The organism is Cellulosimicrobium sp. BMG9.23 (assembly GCF_059159985.1).
In genome coordinates this window covers 71,533-98,130 of the sequence record NZ_JBZGBZ010000007.1, presented here as the reverse complement: position 1 = coordinate 98,130, position 26,598 = coordinate 71,533, and the positions used below count along the sequence as shown (strand labels likewise).

At 73.3% G+C, this 26,598-nt stretch carries 21 protein-coding genes and 4 tRNA genes; 13 read left to right on the top strand and 12 right to left on the bottom strand.

Annotated elements, in window-relative coordinates:
• Position 1: 1 nt before the first annotated feature.
• Both AC4H2G_RS13160 and AC4H2G_RS13155 read right to left on the bottom strand, forming a co-directional pair.
• Positions 2-1,624, bottom strand: a complete 1,623-nt coding sequence (locus AC4H2G_RS13160) for a pyridoxal phosphate-dependent decarboxylase family protein (RefSeq protein WP_494366183.1) — start codon at positions 1,622-1,624, stop codon at positions 2-4.
• Positions 1,593-3,035, bottom strand: coding sequence for an MFS transporter (locus AC4H2G_RS13155; RefSeq protein WP_494366182.1), 1,443 nt, complete (start codon positions 3,033-3,035; stop codon positions 1,593-1,595). The genes AC4H2G_RS13160 and AC4H2G_RS13155 overlap by 32 nt, the downstream gene beginning before the upstream one ends.
• 122 nt (positions 3,036-3,157) lie before the next feature.
• On the opposite strand from AC4H2G_RS13155, the gene trxA reads away from it, so the two are divergent.
• Complete coding sequence (gene trxA, locus AC4H2G_RS13150) at positions 3,158-3,541, top strand: thioredoxin (RefSeq protein ID WP_494366181.1); 384 nt, start codon at positions 3,158-3,160, stop codon at positions 3,539-3,541.
• A 218-nt stretch (positions 3,542-3,759) separates the two neighbouring features.
• Here trxA and AC4H2G_RS13145 read toward each other — a convergent pair whose 3' ends face one another.
• From AC4H2G_RS13145 to bcp, 3 genes are all read right to left on the bottom strand, one after another.
• The gene (locus AC4H2G_RS13145) at positions 3,760-7,023 is read right to left on the bottom strand and encodes a glycosyl hydrolase (protein ID WP_494366180.1); all 3,264 of its coding nucleotides are present in this window, start codon (positions 7,021-7,023) and stop codon (positions 3,760-3,762) included.
• A gap of 172 nt (positions 7,024-7,195) precedes the next feature.
• A tRNA-Leu gene (locus tag AC4H2G_RS13140) sits at positions 7,196-7,277 on the bottom strand.
• Positions 7,278-7,388: 111 nt separating this feature from the next.
• Positions 7,389-7,883, bottom strand: coding sequence for a thioredoxin-dependent thiol peroxidase (gene bcp, locus AC4H2G_RS13135; RefSeq protein WP_494366179.1), 495 nt, complete (start codon positions 7,881-7,883; stop codon positions 7,389-7,391).
• Positions 7,884-8,003: 120 nt separating this feature from the next.
• On the opposite strand from bcp, the gene AC4H2G_RS13130 reads away from it, so the two are divergent.
• The 9 genes from AC4H2G_RS13130 to AC4H2G_RS13090 all read left to right on the top strand — a co-directional run bounded on the left by AC4H2G_RS13130 (position 8,004) and on the right by AC4H2G_RS13090 (position 18,460).
• Positions 8,004-8,300 carry a GroES family chaperonin gene (locus tag AC4H2G_RS13130; RefSeq protein WP_494366455.1) on the top strand — a complete coding sequence of 99 codons (297 nt, stop codon included), beginning with the start codon at positions 8,004-8,006 and terminating at the stop codon, positions 8,298-8,300.
• Positions 8,301-8,396: 96 nt separating this feature from the next.
• Positions 8,397-8,472 (top strand) — tRNA-Lys (locus AC4H2G_RS13125).
• A gap of 57 nt (positions 8,473-8,529) precedes the next feature.
• Positions 8,530-8,605 (top strand) — tRNA-Lys (locus tag AC4H2G_RS13120).
• Positions 8,606-8,808: 203 nt separating this feature from the next.
• The gene (locus tag AC4H2G_RS13115; RefSeq protein ID WP_494366178.1) at positions 8,809-12,621 is read left to right on the top strand and encodes a metallophosphoesterase family protein; all 3,813 of its coding nucleotides are present in this window, start codon (positions 8,809-8,811) and stop codon (positions 12,619-12,621) included.
• A gap of 147 nt (positions 12,622-12,768) precedes the next feature.
• Positions 12,769-13,551, top strand: coding sequence for a tRNA (guanosine(46)-N7)-methyltransferase TrmB (trmB, locus tag AC4H2G_RS13110; protein ID WP_494366177.1), 783 nt, complete (start codon positions 12,769-12,771; stop codon positions 13,549-13,551).
• Between the two features lie 170 nt (positions 13,552-13,721).
• Complete coding sequence (locus AC4H2G_RS13105; protein ID WP_251153864.1) at positions 13,722-14,072, top strand: DUF485 domain-containing protein; 351 nt, start codon at positions 13,722-13,724, stop codon at positions 14,070-14,072.
• A complete protein-coding gene (locus AC4H2G_RS13100; protein WP_494366176.1) occupies positions 14,069-15,715 on the top strand; it encodes a monocarboxylic acid transporter in 1,647 nt (548 codons plus the stop codon). The genes AC4H2G_RS13105 and AC4H2G_RS13100 overlap by 4 nt, the downstream gene beginning before the upstream one ends.
• Before the next feature lie 133 nt (positions 15,716-15,848).
• On the top strand, positions 15,849-17,417 hold the full coding sequence (locus AC4H2G_RS13095; RefSeq protein ID WP_494366175.1) for a dihydrolipoyl dehydrogenase family protein: 1,569 nt from the start codon (positions 15,849-15,851) through the stop codon (positions 17,415-17,417).
• A gap of 119 nt (positions 17,418-17,536) precedes the next feature.
• Entirely contained in the window at positions 17,537-18,460 is a 924-nt protein-coding gene (locus AC4H2G_RS13090) for an ATP-grasp domain-containing protein (RefSeq protein WP_494366174.1), read from the top strand.
• Positions 18,461-18,852: 392 nt separating this feature from the next.
• Here the strand turns inward: AC4H2G_RS13090 and AC4H2G_RS13085 are convergent, their stop codons facing one another.
• The 7 genes from AC4H2G_RS13085 to AC4H2G_RS13055 form a co-directional block, all read right to left on the bottom strand.
• Positions 18,853-19,764, bottom strand: coding sequence for an ABC transporter substrate-binding protein (locus AC4H2G_RS13085; RefSeq protein WP_494366173.1), 912 nt, complete (start codon positions 19,762-19,764; stop codon positions 18,853-18,855).
• Positions 19,765-19,843: 79 nt separating this feature from the next.
• Positions 19,844-20,575, bottom strand: a complete 732-nt coding sequence (locus tag AC4H2G_RS13080; protein WP_494366172.1) for an ABC transporter permease — start codon at positions 20,573-20,575, stop codon at positions 19,844-19,846.
• On the bottom strand, positions 20,572-21,213 hold the full coding sequence (locus AC4H2G_RS13075) for an ABC transporter permease (RefSeq protein WP_494366171.1): 642 nt from the start codon (positions 21,211-21,213) through the stop codon (positions 20,572-20,574). The genes AC4H2G_RS13080 and AC4H2G_RS13075 overlap by 4 nt, the downstream gene beginning before the upstream one ends.
• Complete coding sequence (locus tag AC4H2G_RS13070; RefSeq protein ID WP_494366170.1) at positions 21,210-22,031, bottom strand: ABC transporter ATP-binding protein; 822 nt, start codon at positions 22,029-22,031, stop codon at positions 21,210-21,212. Before AC4H2G_RS13070 ends, AC4H2G_RS13075 begins: the two co-directional genes overlap by 4 nt.
• A gap of 206 nt (positions 22,032-22,237) precedes the next feature.
• Positions 22,238-22,313, bottom strand: a tRNA-His gene (locus tag AC4H2G_RS13065).
• Between the two features lie 85 nt (positions 22,314-22,398).
• Positions 22,399-23,100 carry an oligoribonuclease gene (gene orn, locus AC4H2G_RS13060; protein ID WP_494366169.1) on the bottom strand — a complete coding sequence of 234 codons (702 nt, stop codon included), beginning with the start codon at positions 23,098-23,100 and terminating at the stop codon, positions 22,399-22,401.
• 190 nt (positions 23,101-23,290) lie between these two features.
• Entirely contained in the window at positions 23,291-23,440 is a 150-nt protein-coding gene (locus tag AC4H2G_RS13055; protein WP_494366168.1) for a hypothetical protein, read from the bottom strand.
• Positions 23,441-23,666: 226 nt separating this feature from the next.
• On the opposite strand from AC4H2G_RS13055, the gene AC4H2G_RS13050 reads away from it, so the two are divergent.
• From AC4H2G_RS13050 to AC4H2G_RS13040, 3 genes are read left to right on the top strand one after another with little or no spacing between them, the layout of a single operon-like run.
• Entirely contained in the window at positions 23,667-24,497 is an 831-nt protein-coding gene (locus tag AC4H2G_RS13050) for a phosphatase PAP2 family protein (protein WP_494366167.1), read from the top strand.
• Positions 24,498-24,540: 43 nt separating this feature from the next.
• Entirely contained in the window at positions 24,541-25,200 is a 660-nt protein-coding gene (locus tag AC4H2G_RS13045) for a helix-turn-helix domain-containing protein (RefSeq protein WP_494366166.1), read from the top strand.
• Complete coding sequence (locus AC4H2G_RS13040; protein WP_494366165.1) at positions 25,197-26,489, top strand: MFS transporter; 1,293 nt, start codon at positions 25,197-25,199, stop codon at positions 26,487-26,489. The genes AC4H2G_RS13045 and AC4H2G_RS13040 overlap by 4 nt, the downstream gene beginning before the upstream one ends.
• The last annotated feature ends 109 nt before the right edge of the window (positions 26,490-26,598 follow it).

The window sequence follows — 26,598 nt, the reverse complement described above, 5'->3', positions numbered from 1 at the left end:
CTCAACGGCCTGGGACGACCGGCTCGCTGAAGCGGGCGACGAGCTCGACGAGCAGCCGTTCCGCGACCGGTCCGGGCAGCGCCTCCATGACCGCGAGCAGCGGGGCCATGCTCCCGGGCAGCGCGAGGTCGCCCTGCTCGTCGGATCCGCGCTCGTCGAGCAGCGCCCCACGCAGGACGGCCCAGATCTCGTCGGCGCCTGCCTCCGCGAGGTGTGCGACCGCGTCCTCGGGCGAGGCGCCGAGCCCGGCGGCGATCCCACCGAGGACGACGTCGGCCGCGGGCCGCGCGACGCCGCGCACCGCGTCGGCCCCTGCGCGCAGCGCGATGACCAGGTCGTCCACCACCGACTCCGTGACCGGGGTGACCGTCAGGTGCGTGGTGTGCGGCAGGCGCGTGCCGTCGTCCTGCACGAGCCCGGGCTGGGGCTGCAGGACCCACCCGTGCGTGCGGACGGCGTCCGCCCAGACGTGCGGGTCGACGCGCCGGTCGGGAGCGACGGCGTCGTCGGCCGCGACCGCGAGCAGCGGGCCGCTCGGGGTGCCGACGACGCGCAGCCCGTCGATCTCGCCCACCGCGGCCGCGAGCGCCCGCGTCGCGCGCACGCAGCGGCCGGTGAGCGCGGTGTAGCCCTCCGGGCCGAGCGCCTGGCTGACGGCCCACGCCGCCGCGAGCGGCGCGGCCGACCGCGAGCCGGACGTCGTCGCGTTGACCACCGGGTAGCCGGGCCACGCGGTCGTCGCGAAGAACTGGCGCCGCTGGCGGTCCCGGCCTCGCACGAGCAGGACCGACGCGCCCTTGGGCGCGTAGCCGTACTTGTGGACGTCCGCGGAGATGCTGGTGACCCCCGGGACGGCGAAGTCGAACGCCGGCAGGGGGTCGCCCCCGGCGGCCTCCCAGAAGGGCAGGATCCAGCCGCCCACGCACGCGTCGACGTGCACCGGCACCCCGAGCTCGTGGGCCGCTCCCGCGATCTCGGCCACGGGGTCCACGACGCCGTGCGGGTACGACGGCGCGGACACGACCACGAGCGCGACGTCTCCCGGTCCGCCGTCCGGGCCGGGACGCAGCTCCGCGAGAGTCCGTGCGACGTCGGCCCGACCCGTCGCCGGGTCGACTGGCAGCGCCGTGAGGCCGACGCCGAGGTACTGCGCGGCCTTGCGGAACGCGGCGTGCACGCTCGTCGGGACGACGATGCGCGGGCGCACGCCCGGGTGGTCGGCGACGAACGCGTCGCGCGCGATCTTCACGGCGAGGAGGCAGCTCTCCGTGCCGCCGGACGTCACCGACCCGACCACCACGTCCGGACCGTCGGCGGGACCGTGGAGCATGCTCCGGGCGAAGCCGACGAGCTCGCGCTCCATGACCGCGACCGAGGTGAACGTCGTCGGGTCGAGCCCGTTGACGGGCTGCACCGCGCGCGCGGCGGCGGCCGCGAGCTCGTCGAGCTGCGCGAGGCCGGGGTCGTAGACGTAGGACAGCACGTGCCCGCCGTGCGTCGGGGCGTCCGCGGCGCGCAGCGCGGCGAGACGCTCGAGGATGCCCTCGGTCCGGACCGGGACGTCCGTCGCGTCGGCGCGTCCAGGGCGGGGGTCAGTCGGGTCGTCGCTCGGCAGGGTGGTCACGCGGCAGCTCCGGTGCGGTGTCGTCGATGTCCCCCTGGCGCAGACCGTACCGCAGCAGCGGGACGAGGCTCACCAGCACCAGCACCGCCGGGACGAGCGAGAACGACAGCGCGATGCCGTCGACGGCCGCGGCCGGCTGGGCGACGGTCTCGCCCGCCCGGGTCGAGACGTAGCCGGTGAGCGCCAGCACGACGGACAGCACGGCCGGGCCGAGCGCCATCCCCGTCGTCTCGCCGGCGGTCCAGACGCCGCTGAACGTCCCGCCTCTCCCGGCACCCTGCCGCCGCGCGTCGTGGTCGATGACGTCCGGCAGCATCGCGAGCGGCAGGGCCTGCATCCCGGCGTACGCGACGCCCGCGAGCGCCGTCGGCACGTACACCCAGGGCCCCGGGGCCCACGCGAGCGGCACCATGCCGAGCGTCGCGACCGCGAACAGGACGGTCGCGACGACGAACGCGCGCTCCTTGCCGTCGCGGCGCGCGAGGCGCGTCCACAGCGGCATGCACGCGAGCGCCGGCGCGATGAGGGCCGCGAACAGGAGGCTCACCGCCGCCTCGTCGCGCAGGACGTAGCGCGCGACGTAGGCCGCACCCGCGAGCATGAGACCCGTCGCGACGGCCTGGAGGAAGAACGTGGCCAGGAGCGTGCGGAACGGGCGCGACCCGCGCAGCGCGCCGGCCGCCTCGCGCACCGCGACCAGCCACGCGCTCCGGGCCGCACCGGGTCCCGCGTCGGTCGCGGTCGGGGCCGGTGGCGCGGGCGTGCGTGGCGCCGTCCGGGAGGCGACGAGCATGCCCGTCCCGATGACGACTCCCGCGACCACCCCCATGAGCAGGTAGCCGGACAGGGAGTCGCCGTCGCCGCGCAGGATCGGGCCGCCCGCGCCGAACAGCAGGATCGCGAACGCCAGCGCCGCGACGCGCCACGCGAGCAGCCGGGTGCGCCCGTCGTACGACAGCCCCAGCTCGGCAGGCAGCGCGATGTACGGGATCTGGAACAGGCTGAACGCCGTCGCGGAGAGCAGGAACGCCACGAGGACCCAGAGCGCCGCGGCCGTGGGGCCCGCGGACGCCGGGACCGCGAACGTCAGCGCGAAGAGGACCGGGAGCGTGAGCGCACCGATTGTCATGAACCGCCGCCGCGAGCCCGTCCGGGCGAGGTCGCGGTCCGAGCCGTGCCCGATGAACGGGTCGACGACGACGTCCCACACCTTCGCGCCCGTGACGATCAGGCCCGCGACCGCGGCGGGCACGGCGAGCGCGTCCGTCAGGTACACGAGGAGCACGAGGCCGGGCAGCGTCCCGAACCCGCCGGTGCCGACCGACCCGGCGGCGTAGCCGGCGATCGTCCGGCGGGACGGGCTCCCGGTGGCGACGTCGCGCGGACCGGGAGGCGTGGTGGCGTTCGTCACAGCGTCAGCGTAGGGGGTGCCGTGACGGTCCCGTGACGGTCGAGGCGGCGCAGCACCGGGGAATACCCGCGTCCGCGCGGTTGCTGCACCCTCTGGACCCCGAGACCTCCTGGAGGACAGTCATGGCCACGCAGACCCTCACCGAGTCGACCTTCGAGCAGACGATCACGGACAACGACATCGTCCTGGTCGACTTCTGGGCGGACTGGTGCGGACCGTGCAAGATGTTCGCGCCCGTGTTCGAGGCGTCGTCGGAGGAGAACCCCGACGTCGTGCACGGCAAGATCGACACCGAGGCCGAGCGCGCGCTCGCCGCGGCCGCCAACATCACCTCCATCCCGACGCTCATGGCGTTCCGCGAGGGCATCCTCGTCTTCTCGCAGCCCGGCGCGCTCCCCGCGCCCGCGCTCAAGCAGGTCGTCGACGCGGTGAAGGGCCTCGACATGGAGGACGTGCGCCGGCAGATCGCCGCCGCGGGCGACGGGGCGTCGGCGCAGGACGCCTGACCCTCGGTTCCGTCCGGGCGTGCGCTGACGTCCGGCCGGGCTCCGGGAGGGCGCGCGCGGTCTACCATCCGGCCGCTCGTTCCTCGCGGCCTCCCGCCAGGCCCGCCACGACCGCGCGCGCCCTCCCTGTGCCCGGCCTCGTCCCCCGTGTCACCATCGCGCAGGCGACGTGACCCACAGGCTCCGCCCGACCGGACCGGTCGGGCGGAGCCCGTGCATCAGGCGCAGACGAGCGCGGGGAACGAGACGTCCGTCGAGGAGGTCCTGCCGTCGCCGCTCGCCGCGGCGCGTGCCGTGCCCGCGTCGACGCGGACCGTCCGCACCGCGAACGCCTGGTACGCGGACGCACCGGGCTGGACGCCCGCCACCGTCCGTGAGCCGTACGGCGTCTCGAGCACGACGTCGACGGGCACGGTGTCGTCGTTGGTCGCCCGGACCGCGACGTAGGCCCTGCCTCCCACGCAGCGCGCCTGGCTCGTGGTCGTCACGGCCAGGCTCGGCTCGGGCTCTGCCGCCTCGAGGGGGACGGTGAGCGTCGCCGTCGGCCCGGTGGCGAGCGCGGGGCGACCCGCGCCGAGCACGCTCCACACCTCGAGCCGTATCGTGCCGCCGTCGAGGTCGCCCAGGGCGCCCCCGGTGGTCCGGACCTGACGGCCGGCGCTCGTGTACGTCTCCGCTCCGGGGACCGGGTCCGTCGCGAAGTATCCGTACGTCTCCGTGCGGTCCCAGGTCCCGTCACCCGTGAGGTCGTAGCTCACGCGGGCCTGGACCGCGAGTCCGACGGTCGTCCCCGCGTCCACGGGCAGCGAGAACGCGGTCGCGCCGCCGTCGTACGACGCCGTCACGTCCGTCGCGACGAACGTGGCGGGCTCGTGCGGGGTGCCGTCCCGGTTCACGCCGCCTGCGGACGCGAGCTGGACCGTGCCCGCCTCGCCCGGCGACGCCGAGAGCGTGCCGTCCTGGGACACGTGGAGCGTCGAGGCGAACTCACCCGGATCGGGGTCCGGGTCCGGGTCGGGGTCGGGGTCAGGCCCTGGGCCGCCCGGGGCGCCGCCGCCGCTCCACGTGTGTGCCCCCGTGGTCGCTATGGTCCCGGCCGCGACGTCGAGCGTCGTGCCGTCCGAGAACGTGACCGTCAGGTCCTCGGCGCTCACGTTCGATGCCACGTACGTGCGCTGGCCGTCCTTCGTGAACGTCGCGGCGAGCGGGTGGTCGGCCGACACCGCGGTGTCGACCGTGCCGAGCGCGGCAAGGTTCGCGACCCAGTGGAACGTGTGCGCGCGGGACTCGCCCTCCTCCGGCGCCGGGTACCCGCCGCGGACCTTGCTCAGCGCGTCCTCGCCGTCGCCCAGCGCGAGGAAGCTCCACACGATGTCCTGCCAGGACCCGGGCGCACCGCCCGCGACGGTCTCGAGATGGTCGTACACCTCGCGGACCCGCTCCGGGCGGTACCCGAGGTACAGGTGCGACCCCGTGATCGGCAGGTAGTTGATGCCCTGGATCTTCGCCGGGTCGGCCGTGAACCACGTGGCGTAGGCCCCGCCGTCGCCCCACACCATGCCGACGGTCTCGTGCTGGAACTCGTCGGGGAACGTCGTGCCGTCGGCGTCGAGCCAGTACGCCTGGATCGCCGCGGCCTGCGTCGTGTAGAGGAAGATGCCGGCGTCGCGTGCGGCCGTGTCGCCGGTCGCCTCCCCCCACTGGATCAGCGCGCCGGCGAAGTTCATGCCCTCCGACGACGACTCCTGGTTGTTGCCCGCCGCGAACGCGCCGTGGCCCGACGCCCAGTCGTGGCCCGCGTAGACGTCGAAGTCGCGCAGGTACGGGAAGCGCGTCTCTGCGCGGTCGTAGCCGTTGGCGTCGGCCACCAGCAGGTCCACCATCGGGCCGTAGTCCTGCGCCCACTGCGGGTCGAACCGGGCGAGCGTCGCCGCCGCGGCCACGTAGTAGCCGTAGTGGAAGTGGTGGTCGTTGAGCTCCTGGTCGGACCCGTACGACGCGGGGTAGCCGATGAGGGTGCCCCAGTCCTCGTCGTACGCGAACACGCGCTGCGTCTTGCCCTCGGTCGCGGTGAACCAGTCGGTCAGGAGGGTGCGGACCTCGGCGAGGGCGGCGTCGCGCTGCGCGGTGCGCCCGAGCTGGTCGGCGATCTCGATGATGCGCGTCGCCCGGCCGAGTGCCTTGCCCGTCCAGTAGGTGTCGTTCCCGCGCTGGTCGAGCGGGTTCGCCGCGACCTGGTCGAGATACGTCTCGAGCTGCGCGCGGTCGGCGCTGCCCGGGGCGCCTGTCGCCACCGCGGGGATCTCGGTCAGCACCCCCCGGAACGTGTCGACCGTCGTGAACGAGTCGATGCCGGCGAGCACCGTCAGATCGCCGCGGGCGGACGTGTACGTCACGTCGAGCGGCTCGGTCGCCGGTGCGGTCCGGTCCAGGTGTACGGACTGGTGCGGGTACAGCGCGGCGACGGTCCCGGCGGGCTCGCCCGTGCCCGGCCACGGCGTCGTCTCGAGCGCGTAGGTCGTCGTGACCTGCGACGTCGACTCGTCGTACGCGTAGCTCGCCGTCGTCCCGGTGACCGGGGCGTACGCGGCGCCGGCGAACGTTGCGGCGAGCGCGTCGCGCTCGGCAGGGCTCGCGTCCCCCGTGTCCGGCAGGACGGCCACCGAGAAGAAGCCGTCGCCGTCGAGCGGCGCGGTGAACGTGTCGCCGGAGCGCGTCCAGTCGCTGCCGGGAGGCGCGAACGCGACGTAGTCGTGCCCGTTGACCTCCAGGCCCAGGCGTGCGCCGTCGTCCAGCCAGACGTCGGCCCCGTCGGCCGCGGTGAGGACCGCGTCGCCACCGGTCGCCTCGAACCAGGCGAACGGCAGCCCGTGGCCGATGGTCGCGCGCAGGGACTGCGCGCCGTCGTCCCACAGGGGTGAGACGGTCCAGTCGGACCAGTCGTCGACGTCGACGTCGGGCGCCTCCAGGCCGGTCACGCCGGCGTGCACGTCCTCGTGGTACGGGAAGTGGTACTCCGAGACGCCCGCGCCGCTCCCGGAGATCGTCGGGACGGTGGTGTACGAGATGCCCATGCCCGCGGCGTCGGGCTGGTACGACGCCGGGTGGGCGTGCAGCGGGGCGCTCCACTGGCAGTCGAGCCGTTTGAAGGCGAGCGAGGACCACCAGTCGTTCGTCGGGAGCGGGGTGGCCGGTGCGTCCTCGGTGACGAACGCGCGCGCGTCGGCGTTGATCGCGTCGCAGCCGGTCGGCGTGGGGCCGGGCGGCTCGCTCAGGTAGCTGCCGGAGCCGGCGCCGACCGGGTCGGCCGCAGCCGTCGTCACCTGGGCGACGGCGAGCCCGCCGCCGGAGAGCACGGTCGCGAGCAGCGCGGCGATCAGCCGTCGGCGGGACCGGACGGGACGGGTCGCGGGGCGCGGCCGTCCCGCGGGGACCGGGCCGGTCGGGTCGGGCAGGGGCGTTCGTGCTCTGTTGGGGGCCACGACGTCTCACCTCGGAGGGTCAGGCGCGGCACCTCGTCGTCCCGCGCTCGTCGTCCGGCGTCTTCGCCGGACCGGGAGCGCATCTGGGAGCGCTCCCATGCCTACCGTACGAGGGTGTGGTGCGTCCGCAAGCGGAGGGGGCGATCGCCGTCGGGCCCGACGGGACGAACGGTGCGCGAGGCGGGACTCGAACCCGCACGTCCGAGGACACCAGGACCTAAACCTGGCGCGGCTGCCAGTTACGCCACTCGCGCGCGGTGGTCAGTCTACGGCGGCTCGACGGGTGCACCCGGTGTCGAACGATGCACCTGCGGCCGAGAGAGGCACGCCGGGGTGCGCCTCCCGGGCGCAGGTGCAGCAGTCGACTACTTCGGGTCGATGCCCAGGTCACGGCGCAGCTTCGCGACGTGGCCCGTCGCCTTGACGTTGTACTGCGCGAGCTCGACCTTCCCGTCCGGGTCGACGACCACCGTCGAGCGGATCACGCCGACAACGGTCTTGCCGTAGAGCGACTTCTCGCCCCACGCGCCGTACGCCTCGAGGACGGTCTTGTCCACGTCGGAGACGAGCGGGAACGTCAGGTGCTCGGTCTCGACGAACGCCGCGAGCTTGTCGACCGGGTCGGGGGAGACGCCGACGACCGAGTAGCCCGCGCCCTGCAGCGACGCGAGGTTGTCGCGGAAGTCGCACGCCTCGGTCGTGCACCCGGGCGTGCCGGCGGCGGGGTAGAAGTACACGACGACGTGCTTGCCGCGCAGGTCTGCGAGCGTGACGGTCGATCCGTCGGCGGCGGGCAGGGTGAAGTCGGGGGCGGTGTCGCCGACGGCGAGGCGCTGGGGCTTGGCGGTCGTGGCTGACATGGATCTCCTTCGGTCCGGGACTCGGGTGTCCTTCCGAGGGTAGGTGACCCGGGTAGCGTTGTGGCTGTGAGCAAGACGACGTCCGCCCCCACCCCGCGCCCCGCCGACCTCCCCGTCCGCATGCTGCACGACCGACTCCTGGTGGACCCCGAGGTCGACTCGAGCGAGCGGCAGAGCTCCGCGGGCCTCGTCATCCCGGCCACGGCGGTCGGTCCGAAGCGGCTCGCGTGGGCCGTCGTCGTCGCGGTGGGCGAGCACGTGCGTCAGGTCGCGGTGGGGGACCGCGTGCTGTTCGACCCGGACGAGCGCGCCGAGGTCGAGCTGGGCGGCAAGGATCTCGTGCTCCTGCGCGAGCGTGACGTGCACGCGGTGTCGCAGGAGGTCGAGGAGGGCGGCTCGACGGGTCTGTACCTCTGACCGATCCGTGCGCTGCGTCGTGTCGTCGACGTCACACGGTGGTGGCCAGGGCCGATTTCCGCCCGCGGTCGGGCTGCTGCTAGTGTTTTCTCTCGCGCGCCATTAGCTCAATTGGCAGAGCAGCTGACTCTTAATCAGCGGGTTCGGGGTTCGAGTCCCTGATGGCGCACCACTCCTCGACGCAGGCCGACGCCCCGGTTCCCGGGCCGTTGCTCGTGTCCTTCCTCATGCGCCATTAGCTCAATTGGCAGAGCAGCTGACTCTTAATCAGCGGGTTCGGGGTTCGAGTCCCTGATGGCGCACCACCGCGGCAGTCGCCGCTCGCAGGCCGTCCACCCCCGGGTGGACGGCCTGCGTCGTCCCCGGACCGTTCGTCGGTCGTTCGCCACCCGTTCGTCCCGTCTCGTCCGAGAGTTCATCCCTGCCCGGAAGGGTCCGGTGCGGGTACGGACGCCCCGGCCACCGGTGCGTCGTGCCCCTTCGCCTGTCGACGACGAAAGGACACCCGATGCACGTTCTCGTGCACACGCCCCGGACCCGCAGGAGACGACGCGCGCTCGCCGCCGCCCTGGGAGCGAGCCTGGCCGCGGGGGTGCTCGTCCCCGCGGCCGCCACGGCGGCGCCGGGCTCGGCGACCACCTCCGCTGCCGGCGGAGCCCGCGCGGCCGCGGCCGGAGCGGAGGAGCCCAGCGGGACGCCGTTCCTGCACCCCACGACGGGGACCTACCTCGACGGCACGGTGCCCGTCGAGGCCCAGCCGGTGATGGCCGGCGACCCGGTCGCCGAGCTCGCGGTCGACGGCGAACCGCTCGTCGCGACGCCGACCCCCGCGACCGCCCGCCTGCTGTTCGACGTCGGCAGCAACTCGATCGAGCGACGCTACGGCAGCTACGTGCTCGTCAACGACACCCGCATCGACCTCGACCGCGACATGGTCTCGGAGCGCGTCGCGCTCGACGTCCCGACGGACCTCCTGGTCCAGGGCGTCAACGACGTCCGGTTCGTCGTGGGGACGTTCGAGACGTCGTGCGGCACGAACTACGACGACTACGACGTCACCGAGGTCTCGCTCGAGCTGCTCGGCGAAGCAGCCGACGGTTCGGCCAACAGCTTCTCCTACGCGTTCGGCGACGGGTCGTGCGGCACGAACACCGCGCGCATCCGGAGCGCCGACCTGACGTTCGACCTCGCGCAGGACCCCGCGGCCACGACCGGCCTCGCCGCCGAGCTCGACACCACGACGCTCGAGAACGGCGCCCACACGCTCACGGCGACGACCGCCGCGGGCCTCACCGCGACGAGCGCGGTCACCGTGAACAACTCCGCCCCCGGCGCGCCCGCGATCACGCCCGCCGACGGCGCGCTGCTGAACGGCCCGCAGACCGTCCTCGCCTCGCCTCCCGAGGGCGGCGACGCACCCACCGGGATCGCCGTCGACGGCACGGCGCTCGCGACGACCGAGACCCTCGGCGCCGGCTCCTCCGTCTTCGCCTTCACTGTCGGGTCCAACTCGATCGAGGCGCGGTACACCAACCACCTGCTCGTCAACGGCCAGCGCATCGACCTGGTCGACCGCGACTACGTGAGCGAGACGGTGCGACTCGACGTGCCCAACGCGTACCTGGTGCCCGGCCGCAACACGGTCCGGTTCGTCACGGGCACGTTCCCGACGTCGTGCGGCGACAACCGCGACGACTACGCGATCTCCGGCCTCGCGCTCGAGCCGAGCCACGGCACCGCGACCCCGGTCGACGTCGCGTCCTCGTACTCCCTGGGCGACGGCGACTGCGGGACGGGCACGACGAAGCCGCGCGAGGTCGACCTCGTCTTCGACGTCGTCCGCGACGACGACGCCCCGGCGCCCGGCCTGCGTGCCGACCTCGACACGGCGACGCTCGCGGACGGCGAGCACACGATCACGTCGGCGACGGCCGCGGGCGCCGCGGCGTCCCGCACGGTGACGACCGACAACACCGGTCCGGCGGTCGCGTCGAGCACCCCGGCGGTGGGCACGGAGCTGGCGACGGCGTCGACCCTCGCGGTCGAGCTGACCGACGCGTCGGGCGTGCTCGACGGCCCGCACGTCACGCTCGACGGCGAGGCCGTCGAGGTGGGCGCCCCGGTCGGACCCGGCCTCGCGCCGGGCGAGCACGCGCTCGTCGTCACGGCGACGGACGTGCTCGGCAACGCGAGCACGCACGAGATCGCCTTCACCAGCCTCGGGATCCCCGACGTCCCCACGGACCTGACCCCCGCGCACGGGACGACCGGCGTCGAGGGCTCGGTCGAGCTCGGCGCACGCGTCACCGTCCCGGGCGGCGGTGACGTCACGGCGACGTTCTCGCGCGCGGAGACCCACACTCCGGTGCTGGCCGCGCAGGGCGAGACCACGGCCCTCCCGACGTCGCTGCACGTCGCGGGCGAGCAGTCCGCCGCGGTCGACGCGCTCGTCCCCGGCGACGACGCGACGCTCGACTCCACGAGCCGCGACATCGCCTTCCAGCGGTTCGAGATCCCCGCCGAAGGCGATGCGACGGGGCAGGTCGTGCGCTGGGAGGGCGTCGTCGACCCGCAGCGCCTCGCGACGCTCCACGTGTGGGACGGCGCCGCCTGGGTCCCGCTCGCGTCCGCGCGCGGCGCGGTCGAGGGCGCGACCGAGCTGACCGCCGTCCTCGGCGCGGGCCACGCCCACGACGGGACCGTGCACGTGCTCGTCACCGGCACCGACCCGTTCGCCGACGACATCGCCGCCGGCGGCTCGCGCGACGAGACGGACTTCGCCCCGCGCGAGTCCTACGACTTCTCGATGGTCCACTTCACGGACACGCAGTACCTCGCGGAGGGCGCCGTCGAGCAGGAGACGCCCGAGGAGCGCGCCGTGTGGGCGAAGACCTACACGGATCTCGTGCAGTGGGTCGTCGACAACGCCGAGGAGCGCAACATCGCGTACGTCGGTCACACGGGCGACGTCAACGAGAACTACACCCGGGTCCCGGCCGACGACGCGATGGCGGCGCAGATCCGGGGCGAGTACGAGTTCTCGTCGTCCGCGCAGCGCATCCTCGACGACGCGAACATCCCCAACGGCGTGCTCGCGGGCAACCACGACAACCTCACGGGCCAGGACAACGGCCCGGGGGCGCTGTTCAACGAGTTCTACGGCCCCGAGCGCTACGCGGCGCTCTCCGCGGGCTGGGAGGACGCGTCCTACGGCGGGCCGTGGCGCGAGGGGGACAACCAGAACCACTACGACCTCTTCACGGCTGGCGGCCTCGACTTCGTCGCGGTGTACCTGTCGTACGGCGTGACCGACGAGGAGGCGGCGTGGGCGGACGGCGTCCTCGAGCAGTTCGCCGACCGTAACGCGGTCGTCCTGACGCACGACTACCTCGTGCCGAGCACGAACGCCGACGGGCGGGGTTCGCCGCACTCGACGCCGGACGGTCGCCTCGTGCACGCCAAGGTCGTCGAGCCCAACCCCAACGTGTTCCTCGTGCTCACGGGGCACCGTCACGGCGTCGGCATCAACGTGCGCCAGGACGTCGGCACCGAGGGCAGCGGCGTCGTCGAGCTCCTCGCCGACTACCAGTTCTACGAGATCACGGCCGAGGAGGCGGGTCTCACGGAGATCGGCGGGTACGCGCCCGACCAGGGCCTGCGCCTCGGCGCGAGCTTCCTGCGCCTGCTGCAGTTCGACGTCGAGCGTTCCGAGATGATCGTCGACACGTACTCGCCGTGGCTGTCGAACTTCGGCGCCACCGAGTACGACGACGAGCAGCGGTACGACGGCCGCGAGGACGACTTCACGGTTCCCGTCGACCTCACGAGCCGCACGACGACGCTCTCGACCGACGCCGTGTCGCTGTTCGGCCAGGCCGAGGAGATCGGCTCCGCGACCGTGCCCTCGGGCGAGGTCGCGACCGTGACGTGGGACGGGCTCGACGCGGGCACCCGGTACGCGTGGTCCGTCACGGCCACGAGCGCGGGCGGCGGCACCACGGTCTCGCCGGTGCGCTCGTTCACGACGGCGCCCGCCGCCGACGGTCTCGTCGTGTCCACGACGGCACGAGCGCAGTGCCTCGCCGGGACGGCGTACGTCGCCGTGCGGGCGACGAACGACGACACCGTGCCGGTGGACGTCACGCTCGCGACGCCGTTCGGCTCGCGCACCGTCACCGACGTCCAGCCCGGACGCTCGGCGTACCAGGCGTTCACCGTCCGGTCCGGCTCGGTCGAGGCGGGCACCGTGCAGGTGACCGCGACCGGCGACGGGCGTTCGTTCGCCGCGGACGTGGAGCACGACGCGGTGACCTGCGGCTGACACCAGCGCACTGCGGCTGGCTCCGCACCGAGAGGTGGGCTTCGGCCCCTGGATCGATCGATCCGGGGGCCGGAGCCCACGTCTCGGCGCTGCCTCGTCCGCTCGTTCGTCGGCGGGACGGACGGGGCGCGCGCGTACCCTGGTGCGGTGCCCGAGCCGACCCCCACCACGACCCCCGCGACACCGGTCCCCGTGACGGAGAGTCCTCGCTTCCGGACCCAACCGGTGTCGTTCGTGCGGCGCAGCGGGCGCCTCGGCACCCGCCAGCAGCGCGCCTGGGACGAGCACCGCGAGCGGTACCTCCTCGACCCGCCGCGCGACGTCGCGCGCACGTCGATCGACCCGTCGTTCGTGCTCGACGTCGCGGCGACCTTCGGGCGCTCGGCCCGCCTGGTCGTGGAGATCGGCTCGGGCCAGGGCGAGGCCGTCGTGGCCGCCGCCGCGTCCGACCCGGCCACGGACTTCCTCGCGGTCGAGGTCTACACGCCCGGGCTCGCGCAGACGGTCCTGCGCGCGGCGCAGCGAGACCTGACGAACCTGCGGCTGCTGCAGGTGAACGCGGTCGAGGTCCTCGCCTCGACGCTGCCCGCGGCGAGCGTCGACGAGCTCTGGGTCTTCTTCCCCGACCCCTGGCACAAGTCGCGCCACCACAAGCGCCGGCTCGTCACGTCGTCGTTCGCGACGCTCGCCGAGCGCGTGCTGCGCGCGCCCGCGGACGGTGCCCCAGGCGGGACGCTGCGCCTGGCCACGGACTGGGGCGGGTACACGGAGCAGATGGTCGAGGTGCTCGACGCCGCACCCGGCCTCCGGAACGCCCACGGCCCGGGCGGCGTCGCCCCGCGCTTCGAGGGCCGCGTGCTCACGGGCTTCGAGCGCAAGGGCACCGCCGCCGGGCGGGTCATCACCGACCTGGAGTACGTGCGGGTCTGACCGCGGCGACCGAGGACGAGACCGGCCGCGCGAGGTACTTGCGGACAGAAGTGATCTACGGCACATTGTGCCGGGGGTGAAAGTCGCCCCGAGCACGCAAGGTCGCGTGCGGCCGTGCCGTACCAGGCCTTCGTGCTCCCCGAGCGAACGCATGAGCCAACGGAGGCGTCATGACCGACGTACCGGCCGCACCCGGACAGGTGCCCGCCGAGGAGACCGACTACCAGCGCGTGCAGCGCTCGCCGGAGTTCCAGGACCTGCGCAGACGCTTCCGGAACTTCGTGTTCCCGATGACCGCCCTGTTCCTCGTCTGGTACTTCGTCTACGTGCTCCTCGCGAGCTACGCGCACGACTTCATGAGCATCCGCGTCGCCGGGAACATCACGGTCGGCCTGCTCTTCGGGCTGGGCCAGTTCGTGTCTACCTTCGCGATCACGATGATCTACGCCCGCTGGGCGAACCGACGCTTCGACGCCGCGGCCGACGAGCTGCGCCGTGAGATCGAGGAGGACGAGCTGTGACCCCGCACCTCCTGGCCGCCGAGGCCACCGACGTCGGCAACCCCGTGGTCAACGTCGCGATCTTCGCCGTCTTCGTCGCCGTGACGCTCGTGATCGTGCTGCGGGCGTCCCGCCAGAACAAGTCCGCGGCCGACTACTACGCCGGCGGTCGCAACTTCACCGGACCGCAGAACGGCACCGCGATCGCGGGCGACTACCTGTCCGCCGCGAGCTTCCTCGGCATCTGCGGCGCCATCGCGATCAACGGCTACGACGGGTTCCTCTACTCGATCGGGTTCCTCGTCGCATGGCTCGTCGCGCTCCTGCTCGTCGCGGAGCTGCTGCGCAACACGGGCAAGTTCACGATGGCCGACGTCCTGTCGTTCCGCCTCAAGCAGCGGCCGGTCCGGATGGCGGCCGCGATCGCGACGCTCGCCGTCGTGTTCTTCTACCTGCTCGCCCAGATGGCCGGGGCGGGCGGTCTCGTCGCGCTCCTGCTCGGCGTCGACACGACCGTCGGCCAGAGCATCGTCGTCGCGGTCGTCGGCGCGCTGATGATCCTCTACGTGCTCGTCGGGGGGATGAAGGGCACCACGTGGGTGCAGATCATCAAGGCGGTGCTCCTGATCGCCGGTGCCGCGGTGATGACCTTCTGGGTGCTCGCCAAGTTCGGGTTCAACCTCTCCGACCTGTTCCAGGGCGCGATCGACATGGCCGGCCCCGGTGGCGAGGCACTCATCGAGCCGGGCAAGCAGTACGGCGCGAGCGGCACCACGAAGCTCGACTTCCTCTCCCTCGCGCTCGCTCTCGTGCTCGGCACGGCGGGCCTGCCGCACGTCCTCATGCGGTTCTACACGGTGCCGTCCGCCAAGGAGGCGCGTCGGTCCGTCGTCTGGGCGATCTGGCTCATCGGCATCTTCTACCTGTTCACGCTGGTGCTCGGCTACGGCGCCGCGGCGCTCGTGGGGCCGGAGACCATCGCCGCGGCGCCAGGCGGTGTGAACTCCGCGGCACCGCTGCTCGCGTTCGCGCTCGGCGGCGAGATCCTGCTCGGGTTCATCTCGGCGGTGGCGTTCGCGACGATCCTCGCCGTCGTCGCCGGACTGACGATCACCGCCGCGGCGAGCTTCGCGCACGACATCTACGCGAACGTCATCAAGCGCGGTGAGGTCAAGCCCGACGGCGAGGTCAGGGTCGCGCGGATCACCGTCGTGGTCATCGGGATCCTCGCGATCCTCGGCGGGATCTTCGCACAGGGGCAGAACGTGGCGTTCCTCGTCGCGCTGGCCTTCGCGGTCGCGGCGAGCGCGAACCTGCCCACGATCCTCTACTCGCTGTTCTGGAAGCGGTTCAACACGTCGGGTGCGCTGTGGAGCATGTACGGCGGCCTGATCTCGTGCGTGGTCCTCATCGCGTTCTCGCCCGTCGTGTCGGGCAAGGTCGACCCGGTGACGGGGGCGAGCCTGTCGATGATCAAGAACACCGACGTCGACTTCGCCATCTTCCCGCTGAGCAACCCGGGCATCATCTCCATCCCGCTCGCGTTCCTCCTCGGCATCATCGGGACGTACCTCAGCAAGGAGAAGCCGCACCCGGAGAAGTTCGCCGAGATGGAGGTGCGCTCCCTCACCGGTGCGGGCGCCGAGAAGGCGACGGTCCACTGACCCGTCCGTCGCCCCACGTGCCGAACCCCGGGTTGTGCGCCGTTCCAGGTCATGATCGGCGCACAACCCGGGGTTCGGCATGTCGCGGTAGTGCCGGGGAGCGGATCGGGGGCGCTGACGTGAGGATGGGGGTATGACGACCGACATCCCCACGACCACGACGTCGAACCCCGGGACCGCGCCGACCGAGACCTACGACGTCATCGTGATCGGGGGCGGGGCGGTCGGTGAGAACGTCGCCGACCGGGCCGGACGCACCGGGCTGTCGGTCGCGCTCGTCGAGGCAGAGCTCGTCGGTGGCGAGTGCTCCTACTGGGCGTGCATGCCGTCCAAGACGCTGCTGCGGCCCGGTGCCGTGCGCGCCGAGGCCGCAGGGGTCCCGGGGGTCTCCGCACCGGAAGACCTCGACGTCGCCGCCGTGCTGGCCTGGCGCGACTCGATGGTCTCCGACTGGGACGACGCCGGCCAGGTCGCCTGGGTGGAGGGCGCAGGCATCACGCTCGTGCGCGGGCTGGGCCGCATCGTGGGGGAGCGGCAGGTCGAGGTCGTGGCGGAAGATCCCGACGCCGACGTCGACGACCTACCCCGGTCCCGCCTGCTCACCGCCCGGTACGCGGTCGTCGCGGCGACGGGCAGCGTGCCCGTCCTGCCCGACGTGCCCGGGCTCGCCGACGTGAGCCCGTGGACGAGCCGTGAGGCCACGGCCGTGGAGGACGTGCCGGAGTCCCTCGCGATCGTCGGCGGCGGCGTCGTCGCGTGCGAGATGGCCTTCGCGCTCACTGACCTCGGCGCGCGGGTGACCGTCCTGTCGCGCGGCGCGCTGCTCGGCCGGACGGAGCCGTTCGCCGGGGAGGCGGTCGCCGAGTCCTTGCGTGCGGCCGGCGTCGACGTGCGGCTCGGGGTGGGCGCGAGCGCCGTCGAACCCCTGCCCGACGGCGGAGCTCGCCTCGTGCTCACGGCCACCGGTCCCGAGGGGGCCGCCGACGACGGGCCGGACCTGGCCCCCGTGAAGGCCGCCCGCGTGCTCGTGGCGACCGGCCGCGCGCCGCGGACGCAGGACCTCGGTGTCGACGTGCTCGGGCTGCGGCCGGGACGCGCGCTCGACGTGGACGACTCGATGCTCGTCCACGGCGTGGAGGGTGGCTGGCTGTACGCCGCGGGGGACGTGACGGGGCGCGTCGCGACGACCCACCAGGGCAAGTACCGGGGCCGCGTCGCGGGCGACGCGATCGCCGCGCGCTTCGGGGACGCGTCGACGGAGGGAGCCCCGACCGCCGGGGACGCGGCGCCGGCCGCGGGCGACGCACCGGCCCCGTGGTCGCGCTACGCGGCGACGGCCGACCACGTCGCGTCGCCTCAGGTCGTCTTCACGCGGCCCGAGGTGGCCGCCGTCGGGCACACCGAGAGCTCCGCGCGCGACGCCGGCCTCGACGTGCGCGTGGTCCGGTACGACCTCGCGAACGTGGCCGGGGCCTCGGTCCGGGCGACGGACTACGCCGGGACCGCCCAGATCGTCGTCGACTCGTCCCGGGGCGTGATCGTCGGGGCGACCTTCGTCGGTCCCGACGCGGCGGAGATGCTGCACGCCGCGACGATCGCCGTCGTCGGCGAGGTGCCGCTCGCCCGCCTCTGGCACGCCGTGCCGTCCTACCCGACGGTGAGCGAGGTCTGGCTCCGTTTTCTCGAGGGGTACGGCCTGTGACCCGCACGGCCTGTGACGCGCACGGCCTGTGACGCGCACGGTCTGCCGCGCCCGGCCTGTGACGCGCTCGTCGGCCGTCCGGGTCTCGCGTCCGGTCCGCGTCCCCTAGTCTCGACCCCGTGACGACCGAGACCTCCGCCCCCCGCGTCGCCCTCGCGACCTGCTCCGTCCTTCCCGACCTCGACGCCGACGACGCCCCGCTCGTCCGCGCGCTCGGCGACCGCGGCGTCGACGCCTCGCCCGCGGTCTGGGACGACCCCGACGTCGACTGGGACGCCTTCGACGCCGTCGTCGTCCGCTCGACCTGGGACTACTCCGCGCGCCGCGACGAGTTCGTCGCGTGGGCCGCGCGCGTCCCGCGGATCCTCAACACCGAGCGCGTCCTGCGCTGGAACACCGACAAGGGCTACCTCCGTGGGCTCGAGGAGGCGGGTGTGCCCGTCATCCCGACGCTGTGGCTCGACCCGGCGCGCAACCTCTCGTCCCGCGCCATCCACACGCGGCTGCCCGCCCAGGGCGACTTCGTCATCAAGCCCGTCGTGAGCGCGGGCGCCAAGGACACCGGGCGCTACCAGTCCGGCGAGGCGTACTCGCGCGGCCTCGCGATCCAGCACGCGAAGAACCTCCTCGTCTCCGGGCGCGAGGTCATGGTGCAGCCCTACGTGACGAGCGTCGACACGGCGGGGGAGACCGGCCTGATCTTCGTCGACGGCAAGCTCTCGCACGCCGTGCGCAAGAACGCGCTCCTCACGGGGCCGCACCGCCCGACGCGCGGGCTGTACCAGCAGGAGGAGATGAGCCCGTTCAGCGCGAGCGACGAGCAGGTCGCCGTCGCGCAGAACGCGCTCGCCGTCGCAGCGGACGCCGTCGCCGACGGTGACGCGTCGTCGTTCCTCTACGCGCGTGTCGACCTCGTCACCGGAAACGAGGGAGGGACCGTCGTCATCGAGCTCGAGCTCACCGAGCCGTCGCTCTTCATGGCGCTCGCCCCCGGCGCCCTCGACCGCTTCGCCGACGCGATCGCCGCCCGCGTCCGCCGCTGAGCACTCGGCCGGGTCGGCAGACGTGGCTGGGTCCGGCGGGGTCGGGGGCCGACGACGACGGGTCTACCATCCGCGGCCCTCGTCCCTCGGGCCGCTCCCGCCAGACCCGCCACGACCCGTCGCCCCCGGCCCCCGCCCCCACCTCGTCCGTCGTCGGCTCACCACGCGCGCCGCCGCGGTGGTCGCCGCCCGTGGCGACCTCACGAAGGTCGGGGCGGGTGACGTGCGAAGGGCGTCAGAGCTGCGCTCCTCAAAGGCGAGCCGACGGGCCCGGGTGACGGCGCGGCAGCCCGAGCGCGTGACCCGCCCCGGCCGTCCCAGGGCAACCACGAGCGCGCGACCCGCGACCCGGCCGGTCGCCCCGGGGTGAGCCGAGGCGACCGGGGAGGGGCTCAGGCGAGGTCGTTCTCCGCGAGCCAGTCGGCGGCGATGTCCTCGGTCGAGCGCTGGTCGACCGTCGACTGGACGTTGAGGTCGATGAGGCCCTCCGGGGTGAGGGCGGCGCTCACCGGGTTGATGACGTCGGCGATCTCGGCGGCGATGTCCGTGCTCACGAGCGGCACGACGTTCGACGCGAGGAACAGGCCCTCGGGGTCGTCGAGCGTGACGAGGCCCTCGGTCTGGATGCGCGGGTCGGCGCTGAAGACGTTCGCGACGTTGACCGTGCCCGCGACGAGGTCCTGGACCGTCGTGTCGCCGGTCGCGACGAACGAGACGTCGACGCCGTAGACGTCCTGGAGGCCCTGGGGTCCGTAGGGACGCTGCTCGAGCTCGGCCGGGCCTCCGAGGGTGAGGTCGACGTCGAGGTCCGCGAGGTCCACGAGGCTGCTCACGTCGTTCTGCGCCGCGAAGTCCTCGGTGACGTTGTAGGAGTCCTGGTCGGTCGCGGTGGACTGGTCGAGGACGGTCAGGCCCTCCGGCAGGGCCTCCTGGAGCGCGGCGTAGACGTCCTCGGGCGTGGTCGCCGTCGTCTCGGGGTCGAAGAACTGCAGGAGGTTGCCCGTGTACTCGGGGAAGAGGTGGACCTCGCCGTTCTCGAGTGCCGGCATGTAGGCGTCACGCTGGCCGATGGTGAAGTCCCGCTCGACCTCGAACCCCTCGGCCTCGAGCGCCTGGGCGTAGATCTCGGCGATGATCTCGTTCGAGTAGTACGCCTGGGAGCCGATGACGATCGTGTCGGAGGCGGCGGCCCCGCCGTCCGACGTGTCGCTGTCGAGCGGGTCGGAGCTGCCGCAGGCGCTGAGCGCGAGGGCGGCGGTCGCGGCGCCGGCGAGGAGGGTGAGGGTGCGACGTGAGGTGCGCATGGGTGGGGTCCCTTTCTGAGGTCGGGTCCGGTGCGGTCCCGGTTCCGGTGAGATCGAGGGGGGTGGGCGTCCGGCGCGGTCAGCCGGGGTTCGGGGCGGTGGCGGTGCGGCGTCGTCGTCTACCCGGGCTCTCCGCGGTGCGCCCGGCGGACACGCCGCGCGGCACGACGAAGCGTTGCAGGATCGCGAAGGCGCCGTCGAGCAGGAGAGCGAGGACGACGACGAGCAGCGCAGCCCCGAGGATCTGCGCGAAGTCGCGGAGCTGGATGCCCTGGATGATGTAGAAGCCGAGGCCCCAGTTGCCGACGTACCCGGCGAGGGTCACGGTCGCGACGACCTGGAGCGTCGCGGAGCGCAGCCCGCCGAGGAGCAGGGGGAGGCCGAGAGGTGCCTCGACCTTGTGCAGCACCTGCCAGGGCGTCATGCCGACCGAGCGCGCGCCGTCGACCACGCGTCGCTCGACCGCCTCGATCCCGGCGTACGCACCCGCGAGGATCGGCGGGATCGCGAGGAGCACGAACGCCGTGATCGAGGCCGCGATCTTGTGCGTGACGCCGAGGACGAGCACGAGCAGCAGCACGAGCCCGAACGACGGCACCGCGCGGGCCGCCCCAGAGAGGGCGACGGCGACCTCGCGTCCCCGGCCGGTGTGGCCGATGAGCCAGCCTGCCGGGACCGCGACGACGACGGCGATCAGCACCGAGACGAACGTGAAGGCGAGGTGCGTCCAGATCGCCTCGGAGATCGGTAGCGCGCCCTCCGCCCGGTCGGGCGAGAAGATCCAGGCGATCGCCTCGGCGAAGAGGTTCATGCGCGCACCGTCCGGGTCCAGGGGAGCACCAGCCGGCCGAGGAGCACGAGCAGCCAGTCCACCAGCAGGGCGATGACGACCACCGCGACCACGCCGGCGAGGATCTCGGCGACGATCTGCCGCTGGTAGCCGTTCGTGAAGAGGTAGCCGAGGTTGTCGATCCCGATGAGGATGCCCACCGTGGCGAGGGAGATCGTGGACACCGCGGTGACGCGCAGGCCGGCGAGCACGACGGGTCCCGCGAGCGGGAGGTCGACCTGCCAGAACCGGCGCCAGGGCCCGTACCCGACGGCCACGGCGGCCTGCCGCACGACCGGGTCCACCGAGTCGAGCGCGTCCGCGACGAAGCGCGTCATGATGGCCACCGCGTAGATCGTCAGCGCGATGATCAGGTTGACCTCGGACAGGAAGCTGATGCCGAGGATCGGCGGGAGGAGCGCGAAGAGCGCGAGCGAGGGGATCGTGTAGAGGAGGCCGACGAGCGTCAGCACGAGGCCGCGCGTGAGGCGGAAGCGATGGGCGAACCAGCCGGCGGGGATCGCCACGAGGAGCCCGAGCAGGATGGGGACGGCGCTCTGGCGCAGGTGCTCGACCGTGAGGCGTCCGATGAGGTCGAGGTTGTCGGCGACCCAGGTCATGCGCCGTCCTCGACGAGGACCCCCTGGGTGCGGCCGGTCGTGTCCACGAGGACCGTGCCGCGCGCGGTGCGCTTCGTGTGCAGGGCACGGGCCCCGCGCTCGACGCCGATGAAGCTCGCGACGAAGTCGGTCGCCGGGTTCTCCAGGATCTCGCTCGGCGAGCCGACCTGGGCGACCTTCGCGCTCTTCTCGAGGATGACGACCTGGTCGCCGAGCAGGAACGCCTCGTCGACGTCGTGCGTGACGAACACGATGGTCTTCTGCAGCTCCTGCTGCAGGCGCAGCGTCTCGGTCTGCAGCTCGGCGCGCACGATCGGGTCGACGGCGCCGAACGGCTCGTCCATGAGGAGGATGTTCGGGTCGGCGGCCAGGGCGCGCGCGACGCCGACGCGCTGCTGCTGCCCGCCCGAGAGCTGGCTCGGGTACCGCTCGGCGATCGCCCGGTCCAGTCCCACGGTGTCGAGGAGCTCGAGCGCACGGTCGCGCGCGGCCCGCTTCGGGGTCTTCTCGAGCCGCAGCACGGTCGTCACGTTGTCCATGACCGTGTAGTGCGGCAGGAGCCCCCCGTTCTGCAGGACGTACCCAATGCCGCGGCGGAGCCGGACCGGGTCCTTGTCGGCGATGGGCTCGCCGTCGATCTCGATGACACCGGCCGTCGGGTCGACCATCCGGTTGATCATGCGCAGGAGGGTCGTCTTGCCGCTGCCCGACGACCCGACGAGCACCGTCGTGCGGTGCGGAGGCACGACGAGGCTGAAGTCGTCGACCGCGGCGGTGCCGTCCGGGTAGGTCTTGCTGACCGAGCGGAATTCGATCACGGGGCGCTTCCTCCGAGCCTCGGTGGTTCCGGCGTCCTAGCCGACCACAGTCGGAGGTCGTGCGCGAGCCGGTCACGGGGCGCGCCGGGGATCGTTACCGACCGTATACCGTGCAGCGGTTCGTCGCCTTCGCACCGGTCCGTCCCGATGCCTCCGGGGCCGGAGACGGCAACAGGGCCCCTCGCGAACGAGGGGCCCTGCGCGTTTGGGGTGAGTAACGGGACTTGAACCCGCGACCCCCTGGACCACAACCAGGTGCTCTACCAGCTGAGCTATACCCACCATGTGCGACCGTCCCCGAGGGGCGGACGCGCCGACCGGGCGTGAGCACCGGCCGTCGAAAAGTGTACTAGGTCCGCGAGGGGGTTCAGGACCGCGTCGCGCCGTCGGCCGGATCGGGGTCTGTGACGGTGGCCACGGCGGGCTCCTCCGGGGTCGGGGCGACGGGTCGCGCGACGGAGGACGCCTTGACGCGCGCGGCGATCTGCCGGGCGGTCGCCGAGTCCGGTCCCGGCTGCGGCACGAACACGGCCTCGCGGTAGTAGCGGAGCTCGTCGATGCTCTCGAGGATGTCCGCGAGGGCCCGGTGGCCGCCGTTCTTCTCCGGCGACGCGAAGTAGGCGCGCGGGTACCAGCGGCGGGAGAGCTCCTTGACGGAGGACACGTCGATGATCCGGTAGTGCAGGTGCCCCATGAGCGTGGGCATGTCGCGGTCGAGGAAGCCCTTGTCGGTGCCCACGGAGTTCCCGGCGAGCGGCGCCTTGCCGGGCTCCGGAACCCAGGCGCGGACGTAGTCGAGCACGCGCTGCTCCGCCTCCGCGAGCGTGAGCCCGGTCTCGAGCTCGTCGAGCAGGCCCGACGTCGTGTGCATCTGCCGCACGAAGTCGCCCATCTGCTCGACAGCCTCGGCCGGCGGCCGGACGAGGACGTCCACGCCCTCGCCGAGCACGGTCAGCTCGGAGTCGGTGACCACGGCGGCGACCTCGACGAGGGCGTCCGCGCCCAGGTCGAGACCGGTCATCTCGCAGTCGATCCAGACGATGCGTTCGGTGGCGTTCACGGGACTCACGCCCGACAGCCTAGTCGCGGGTGTGCGCAGCGCTGTCCGGGGCGACGTCCAGGACGACCTCCGTGACGACGTCCGGGGACGACGAAGGCCCCGGCTGCGCGGACCGTGGTGGGTCCGGGCGTCCGGGGCCTTCGGGGTGCGCCGCGGTCCGTCGGGGAGGGTCCCCGTGCCGGTGCGCGGTCGGTGCGCGTCATGCGGTGCGACGCGGCAGGCGGGCCTGCCGGGTGCGCGCCGGGACGCGGGCGGTGGTGCGGCGCAGCTGCTCGCGGCGCAGGGTCTGCTCCTGCAGCTGCTCGCGACGGCTGAGGGCCGCCACGTCGTACGTGATGAGGGGATGCATGGTGTGTGCTCTCGTGACGTCGGAATGCTGGGTCTGGCCGGACCCTCCACCGCCCGGTACGGACCGGACGGACGTCACCGCGGTGTAGGACCACAGAACCACGCGCGGCACGGCGGGTGCACCTGATTTACGCGCAGGGCGTCGACGCCGCGGCGGCGGGCCGACCGTCGGCACAGGCCGGCGGGCCCGACCTGCGAGGACGCGGGGCACTGCGTAGCGTCCGGGGATGAGGGGCACGAAGGACGGCACGAAGGACGGCACGGGGGACGGCACGGAGGAGCAGGGCGGGGTGGGTGGCGCGAGCGGGGGGCCGCCGGAGGGGGCGGGTCGCGAGCGCGGTCCGCAGGACGAGGCGCGACGGCGACCGGTGTCCCAGGTCCTGGCTCTCGTGTGGCCCGGGGTCGCGCTCGTGGTGCTCGGCGCGCTCGGGTTCGTCGTGCTGCTGGACGCGGTGCGCGACCGCGACGACCTGTGGCAGCTCGACGAGCCTCTCCTCGAGTGGCTGGTCGCGCACCGGACCCCGGCTCTCACGACGGTGTTCACGGTCGTCACGGACCTCTTCGGACCGTTCGTGCTGCCGCTCCTGGTCGCCGTCGGCTGCGTGGTGTGGGGGCGACGCTCCGGGACGTGGTGGGAGCCCGGGCTGCTCGCGGGCGCGATGGTGCTGGCCACGCTCACGTCGACGGTGCTCAAGGCGCTGATCGCGCGTCCGCGACCCGCGGACGAGTCGATGGTCGTCGCGGGGGTCGAACGGTCCTTCTCCTTCCCCTCGGGTCACACGATCGGTGCGGCGACGCTCGTCCTGGTGGGCGGCTACCTCGTGTGGCACCGGCACCACAGCGGGCGGCTGCTCGCCGGGTGGGTCCTCGCGTCCGTCGTCGTGGTGGGGGCGGTCGCGGGGAGCCGGCTCTACCTCGGGTACCACTTCCTCACCGACGTGCTGGCGGGCGTCTCCCTGGCTGTCGCGGTGCTCGGGGTGGTCGTGGTCGCGAGCCGGCTGCACGACGCGTCCGCCGCGAGCCGAGTCGCCCGGGAGAAGGCACCAGGAGCACGCTAAAGGCATCTTGCGCAAGAACTCTTTAGCGTTGTACGGTCGGCCCATGAGCCCACCCGCGCCGCAGCCCGGCCGTGAACCACTCGTCACGTCCGACCCGGAACGCATGCGCGCCCTCGCCCATCCGCTGCGGCTGCGCATCCTGTCCCTGCTCGACGACGAGGGCGAGGTCACCGCGACGCGGTGCGCCGAGGCGACGGGCGAGTCCGTCGCGAGCTGCTCGTTCCATCTGCGGATGCTCGCCAAGTACGGCTTCGTCGAGGCCGCCGAGCGGCGCGGCAAGGAGAAGCCGTGGCGCGCCGTCGGTCAGGGCCGGCAGATGCGGTTCGACCCCCAGGTGCCCGGTTCCCTCCCGGCGGCCGGGGCCGTGGCCACGTTGATGCTCGACCAGGAGGTCGCCCGGCTGCGCGACTGGCTCGACCGCGCGGGGTCCGAGGATCCCGCGTGGCTGCTCGCGTCGACGCAGACGTCGGCCTCGTTCTGGGCGACGCGCGAGGAGCTCGACGCTCTCGCCCGCGAGCTCGAGTCCCTCACCGACCGGTTCGTCGGTCGCTGGGAGGATCCGTCGCTGCGCCCGCCGGGGTCGCGGCCCGCGCGCCTGCTCGGCATCGTCAACGCCGACATCCGGACCGAGGCCGGTGCCGACACCACGACCGACGACGCGGCCGGTCCCGCGGGCGACGAGCCGTTTGGGGACGCGCGATGAGCGGCGAGGTCGAGACCGGACCGGCGCCCGCCACCGCGGACCGCGGCTCCGGACCGGCTGCCGAGTCCATCCCCGCCGACGCACGGGCCGCCCTGAGGTCGCGCCCGTTCCGGCTCCTCACCGTGGGGTGGGCGTTCACGAACTTCGCCGACTCGATCCTCGCGATCATCCTCGCCGTGTGGGTCAAGGACCTCACCGGGTCCAACGGTGCCGCGGGTCTCGTGTTCGCCGCGCTCGGGCTGCCCGCCCTCGTCTCGCCCGTGCTCGGTCAGGTCGCCGACCGCGTGTCGCGGCGCCGGATGCTGGTCGTGTCGTACCTCGTCGGCGCGCTGGCGCTCCTGCTGCTCCTCGCGGTGCGCGGACCGGGCCAGGTGTGGCTCGTCTTCGCCGTCACCGTCGTGTACTCGGGCGTCGGCTTCGCCACGGCCGCGGCCCAGTCGGGGCTGATCCGCGACATGCTGCCCGACGGCGCGCTCGCCCCCGCCAACGGTCGGCTCACGACGATCGACCAGGTCTTCCGGCTGCTCATGCCGGTCGTCGGCGCCGGCGCCTATGCGCTCGCAGGTCCGGTCCCGCTCGTCCTCGCCGCGTCGGGAGCGTTCGCGGTCGCCGCGCTCGTCGTCGGGCGGATCGTGCTCCTCGAGACGCCGCCGACCTCGGCGGGGGACCGGGAACCGTTGCTCGCGGAGGCCACGGCGGGCTTCCGGCATCTCGTGCGCACCCCACCGCTGGGTGCACTGACCGTCGCCCTGGTCGGCGCGTTCGCCGCCGTCGGGCTGCTCAACGCGGTGAGCTTCGCGATCATCGAGGACGGCCTCGGGCTCCCGCCCGAGCTGCTGGGCCCGATCTCCTCCGTGCAGGCCGTGACGGCGATCGTCGCCGGGCTCACCGCGGCCCGGCTCGTCGCCCGCTGGGGCTCGCAGCGCCTCGTGGCGGTCGCGCTCGTCGTGCTGGGCCTCGGCGTCGTCCCGACGCTCGGGTCGAACCTCGTCGCGATCATGGTCGGGCTCGGGGCGGTCGGGCTCGGCGTGACCTGGGCGATCGTCGGCTTCGTCACCGAGCGGCAGCTGCGGACGCCTGCCGGGCTGCAGGGGCGCGTGTCCGCGGCGACGAACATGCTCCTCAACGTCCCGCAGCTCGCGCTGACCGTGCTGGGCGCGGCGCTCGTCGGGGCGGTGGACTACCGCGCGATGCTCGTCGTCACGGTCGTCGTCATCCTCGCCGCCGCTATCCTCGCGCTCCACGGTCGCGCCGCCGCACCGACGGAGCACTCCGGCCCCGCGAGGTAGTACCGCGGTACCGCGAGGTACCGCGGTCCTGGTGCCCGACGGCGCGTGGTCGCCCTGGGTGTCGGGGTGGGTGGGGGCGCCGCGTCTACCATCCGCGCCGCTCGTTCCT

Excerpts from the sequence above, each read along its gene's own strand:
- AC4H2G_RS13105 (WP_251153864.1), top strand. The coding sequence starts at position 13,722 with ATGACCGACGTACCGGCCGCACCCGGACAGGTGCCCGCCGAGGAGACC.
- AC4H2G_RS13040 (WP_494366165.1), top strand. The coding sequence starts at position 25,197 with ATGAGCGGCGAGGTCGAGACCGGACCGGCGCCCGCCACCGCGGACCGC.
- AC4H2G_RS13045 (WP_494366166.1), top strand. The coding sequence starts at position 24,541 with ATGAGCCCACCCGCGCCGCAGCCCGGCCGTGAACCACTCGTCACGTCC.
- AC4H2G_RS13080 (WP_494366172.1), bottom strand. The coding sequence starts at position 20,575 with ATGAACCTCTTCGCCGAGGCGATCGCCTGGATCTTCTCGCCCGACCGG.
- AC4H2G_RS13130 (WP_494366455.1), top strand. The coding sequence starts at position 8,004 with ATGCTGCACGACCGACTCCTGGTGGACCCCGAGGTCGACTCGAGCGAG.
- AC4H2G_RS13115 (WP_494366178.1), top strand. The coding sequence starts at position 8,809 with ATGCACGTTCTCGTGCACACGCCCCGGACCCGCAGGAGACGACGCGCG.
- AC4H2G_RS13055 (WP_494366168.1), bottom strand. The coding sequence starts at position 23,440 with ATGCATCCCCTCATCACGTACGACGTGGCGGCCCTCAGCCGTCGCGAG.
- trxA (WP_494366181.1), top strand. The coding sequence starts at position 3,158 with ATGGCCACGCAGACCCTCACCGAGTCGACCTTCGAGCAGACGATCACG.
- AC4H2G_RS13075 (WP_494366171.1), bottom strand. The coding sequence starts at position 21,213 with ATGACCTGGGTCGCCGACAACCTCGACCTCATCGGACGCCTCACGGTC.
- AC4H2G_RS13050 (WP_494366167.1), top strand. The coding sequence starts at position 23,667 with ATGAGGGGCACGAAGGACGGCACGAAGGACGGCACGGGGGACGGCACG.
- AC4H2G_RS13095 (WP_494366175.1), top strand. The coding sequence starts at position 15,849 with ATGACGACCGACATCCCCACGACCACGACGTCGAACCCCGGGACCGCG.
- AC4H2G_RS13085 (WP_494366173.1), bottom strand. The coding sequence starts at position 19,764 with ATGCGCACCTCACGTCGCACCCTCACCCTCCTCGCCGGCGCCGCGACC.
- bcp (WP_494366179.1), bottom strand. The coding sequence starts at position 7,883 with ATGTCAGCCACGACCGCCAAGCCCCAGCGCCTCGCCGTCGGCGACACC.